This window comes from Terriglobus sp. YAF25, from assembly GCF_052113305.1.
Classification (GTDB): domain Bacteria; phylum Acidobacteriota; class Terriglobia; order Terriglobales; family Acidobacteriaceae; genus Terriglobus.
In genome coordinates this window covers 1-4,555 of record NZ_JBFRCY010000368.1, presented here as the reverse complement: position 1 = coordinate 4,555, position 4,555 = coordinate 1, and the positions used below count along the sequence as shown (strand labels likewise).

Annotated in this window: 3 protein-coding genes; all 3 read right to left on the bottom strand. The window is 59.0% G+C overall.

Annotated features, from left to right (window positions below):
* Positions 1–834: 834 nt before the first annotated feature.
* Positions 835–1,374 (bottom strand): c-type cytochrome, encoded by a 540-nt coding sequence (locus tag AB4043_RS15735; protein ID WP_442301215.1) that lies wholly within the window; start codon positions 1,372–1,374, stop codon positions 835–837.
* Between the two features lie 250 nt (positions 1,375–1,624).
* On the bottom strand, positions 1,625–3,187 hold the full coding sequence (locus tag AB4043_RS15730) for a trypsin-like peptidase domain-containing protein (protein ID WP_442301216.1): 1,563 nt from the start codon (positions 3,185–3,187) through the stop codon (positions 1,625–1,627).
* Between the two features lie 30 nt (positions 3,188–3,217).
* Positions 3,218–4,525: a M56 family metallopeptidase gene (locus AB4043_RS15725; protein WP_442301217.1), complete on the bottom strand. Its 1,308-nt coding sequence runs from the start codon at positions 4,523–4,525 to the stop codon at positions 3,218–3,220.
* Between the last annotated feature and the right edge of the window lie 30 nt (positions 4,526–4,555).

The following is a 4,555-nucleotide window of genomic DNA, read 5'->3' as shown; positions in this document are numbered from 1 at the left end:
ACTCAGAACCCATGGGTAGCTGATCGACGCGCTTGGCAAGCATGGGGAGGACTGGCGGATCGACGGGAAGATCGAGTTTACGTTCATCCTTCACGTTGAGCCTCCTCCCGCCGTCTTCCATGCACCGTAGGATGCTTCAGACGAGAACGACGTTCCTGTGCGAACGAAGGCGGCCCTTGGCCGGGACCGCTATCTGCTGCTGAGTACGGCAACTCCGTAGGCGGGCAAGCTCACACTCGTGACGGACTCACCATTGTGCAGGATGTCTTTGCGTGCCTTCGGAGTCGGCATTCGCGCGCATTCACGGGAATGCCTGATTCAAGCGGAACTTCCCCGGACAACAGGCTCGCGCTCAATGGAACTCTTCGGAAGAGACTACACGCCCGGTTTGTTAACCGTCAGTATCGATGCCCGCAGGAATGCCCGAAAGGAGGACACGTGCTGCTCGATGCAGCCGTATCGCATTTTTCCTGTAGGTGTATTGCAGGGCTTGTGCATCTATGGGCGTTTTCCGCAATGGAAACGCCGCTGCACGCCGCTCCCGGGGATACCCAGGAAAAATGCTCTAACGCTCGTGGCAGTGCCAATTTGGTTCTCAACGTTCAATAGTTTTTGTTGCGGACGCCCAGAACCGCGTTAAACTCTTTCATCTTAGTTCCGATATACAGCATGTCTCACAGAGGGGAGATTGAAATGCAGACCAATGTAACTGATAGCCGCCAGACAACCTGGCTTTCGATTCTTCTCATGCTGTTGATCTCTGGAATCTGGTCTAGCTTCCAGTGATAGAGGATCTACGATACTTCCTTTGAAGAATGGTCTGTGCCTCGTCCTCTAATCCGTAGATCCGGCCAGGACTTTCTTTACGCTCTCCGGCAGGGGCGTCTCACTCACCGCCAGCAGATTGGCTACCTCCCACTGCTCCCGGTCGGTCAGAACGTGCTTGAATGAGGGCATGGCGGTCAGCCGGACTCCGTTCTCTACAAACCAGTGATACGCCGCCGCCCGGTTGGCTGAATCCGGCGGCCGGTTGCCCGTGGCGTGATGGCGAAAGAATTGCGGTGTCTTCGGAAACGTGTTAACTCCGACCTGCGACTCGATCGCGGGAACCCCGTGGCAAAATGCGCATTCACTCATGTAGATGGATGCGCCCTCGTGCAGCGTGGCTTCGTTGATGGGGACGGGATTGTTCCTGGGACGCTCCTCATCGACGCGGGCAAGTAGCGCGGAACGCGCGATCTGCTCCTCGCCGGGCAGCATTGGATCGGCTACTGCGACAGGAGGACGGCCGAAGTGCAGATAGAGCCATCCGGCTGCCGGAACAAGAACAATACCGAGGATCAGGAAGAGGAGTGCGGTATGTGCGCGCTTCATCGTGAATATGTACCTCCAATCGGTTTTGAGCTGGTCATCGAGATCGTCACTCTCAGCGATCTCGCCTGTACCTTAGGTGTCTTAAAAATTTGATACCTAGAGCGCCCTCTCGAACTGAGGTATGCCGAGAAATGGCATTGTGAAGACGAAGAAGTGACAAAATTCTTGAGATCAGGCTATGTCGCCATAGGAAACACAAGAGGCTCCCACGAAAGGGGAGCCTCTTGGCGGTTATTGTTCTCGTGCTGTCTCAGCCGCGGCTTGGCGTGACGACTCGATAACTTGCTCCACCGTTTGACCAGACCAGGAGCAGAACGTTCTTGCCGTCTGGAGTTCCGCGAAGGCTGCTTGCCGCTTGGTCAGCCGATGCAACAGGCTTGCGATTGACTTCGAGCACTACATCTCCGGGCTGAAGGCCCGCATCTTCAGCAGGACTGCCAGGACGAACCTGCTCGATGGCCGCACCCTTTACCTCAGATGGGATATTGAGCTGCTGACGCAGATCCGGTGTCAGTTCGCCGAGCGCAATGCCGAGCTTGCCGTTGTTTCCGCTCGCTTGTCCTTTGTTGTCGCCATTCTCAGAGGCCATCTCGGCGTTCTTCTTGTACTCGCCCAGTGTGACGTTGATCGTCTGCTCGCTACCGTTGCGCAGAATGCCGAGAGCGACCTTCGTTCCAGGAGTCATCTGTGCAACCTGTAACTGCAGGTCGCCTCCATTCGCGATGGGATGTCCGTTGAGCGTATGGATGACGTCGCCATTCTTCAGACCGGCCGATGCGGCAGGAGATCCGGCTGTGACCTGAGAGACGACCGCACCGCGAGCATCATTCAGATTGAAGAACTGCGCGTTCTCAGGCGTGACATCGTTCATTCCAATGCCAAGGTATGCGTGATGCACGGCGCCGGTGTGGATGATCTGGTCAGAGATGGCTTTGGCTGTGTTTGCCGGAATCGCAAAGCTGGCGCCCGCGAACGATCCGCTGTTGGTTGCGATCATCTGGTTGATGCCAACAAGCTCACCGTGCGCGTTGACCAGTGGGCCGCCGCTGTTGCCAGGGTTTACGGCAGCATCCGTCTGGATCAGGCCGCCAGGCGTACGTGCATCGCTGGAGAACGGAGCCGGGCGATTGACAGCGCTGACAATGCCGCGCGTGACGCTGAACTGCAGCACGCCGAAGGGGCTGCCAAAGGCGAGCACGCTCTGACCCGGTTGCAGCTTTGCAGAGTCGCCCCAGGTGATCGCGGGCAAATCATGCGCATCGACCTTGATGACGGCAATGTCCGTCAGCTTGTCGGAGCCGATGACCTTGCCGGTGAGCACACGGCGATCATGGAGCGTTACCTTGATCTGTGTAGCGCCATCGACGACGTGATGATTGGTCACGATGTAACCATCAGACGAGATGATGACGCCGGAACCGACACCGTGACGAAGCGGCTCCTGCTGTGGTGTACGGTGGCCGCCGGGGCCTCCGAAACCGAAGAACTGACGGAACTGTGGTGGAAGATCGTTGGGATCAAGCTCCCCCTGTGTGTGCGTCTGCACATCTTCGTCATCGCCGCCTTTGCTGGTGACAGCCACGTTGACGACGGCCGGGGTTACGCGAGCCGCGAGAGTTTCCATGTCGCGGTCGAGCGCAATCAGGGAGGGGACGCTGTTGTCATCGAGCGCAGAGGCGGTGACTGCCGCAGCTTGCACCTCATGCTTGTGAACCATGAGTACGGCGCCGGAGGCTCCAAGGGCGAGGATGCCAGGCAGGATAATGCGGCGCGTCAGTTTGCTGGTAACTAATGAATTAGTTTTTGCGGACATGATTTGAGTCTTCTCCTGTGTTGAGTGTGACTAGAGTTGAATGACGAGCCAGCCGTCCGATACAGGCACGGCGAGCCACGCGGGTGTCAGGACGACAGCCGGAGCAACACGCTCAGGCGTGCTGATGCTGCCGTCAAAGTTCTGCAAAGGTGTTGTGTCGTTTGCCGCGCCGGTGCGGAGGAATCTGGGAGCACGTTCCACGCGCTGTCTCTCAGCGCGCTTGACTTGGGGGTTATTGCTGCCCGGCTCTGGTGCGACGGTTTGTTTTAAAGGAGTGTGCTCGCGGCTGGGTTTATGAGGGGCTGGTTCCGGCGCGTCTGTTGTAAATGACGCGGGAACAAACCGAACCAGCGCCGCACTCGGCAACGTTGAGACCGCGGGCAAGCTTGCAGCGGCCACTTCCGATACGGGCGCCGCGACGGCAACAAGCTGCGGAGCACGGGAGAAACCGGCAGCTATGGCGAGCAGCAGAACTGAGCTGGCAATAGAGGCAACCGCGGACTGCCGCGACGTCCAGTTCTTTGACTGCCTCAGCAGGGCATGAACACGTTGGGTAAGTTCGGAGCGGCGTCCCCATGCAGCTAGCGCCAGGCGCAGTGAGCTGCGCTCAAGGTGTTGTTCCGCAATACGAGTCAATGACGCGGCGTAGGCCAGCGGCTGTGCGGTTGCCGCAACGACGGCGGCATCGCAGGAGAGTTCGCGCTGCACGCCGATGTGGCGGTTCAGCCATGTGAGCGCTGGATTCAACGGGAACAACATCAGGCCGAGCTGCAGCAGCAGATTGGTCCAATCATCACCGCGACGCAGGTGCTCGCATTCATGCACCACGATCTGGCGAAGTTCGCTATCGCTGAGTTGAGGCGCAAGCCACTCGGGCAGAAGAAGCACCGGGCGAAAGAAACCAACGATGAGCGGCGACTCGACCGTCGAGGAAGTGCATACGACTGGACGGCGGTGCGTCGTGAACGGGAGGTCAAGAGCGAGTGGGTGTGCAGAGCGGCGAACGTCGCGGAGATGTTTCCAGGCGATGACCAGTAGGGCGGCGCGAATCGCCGTGGCCGCCAGCCAGACGGCGGCGATTGCGGCCGCCAGCCACTGGGAGAGCGTGAATATATGGGGTGCTGCACCATCCACTGCACCGTGGTGAAAGGGAAGCCACGGAAGTATTGCGCTGAGYAGAAAAAGGGCCAGCAGCAGTGTATGGCGAAGGGCCGAGGAGGCACGGGGCATCAGCCGCAACAGCGCAAAGCCGATGAGGGAGAAGGCGGCGCCTTCCCACAGGCTGGCTGCCCAGGTCGTGGCGAGTAGCGACGACAGTTTCAGGAGAGACGCAGTCATTGGCCGGGCTCCTCCTGCTCTGGGGAGCAT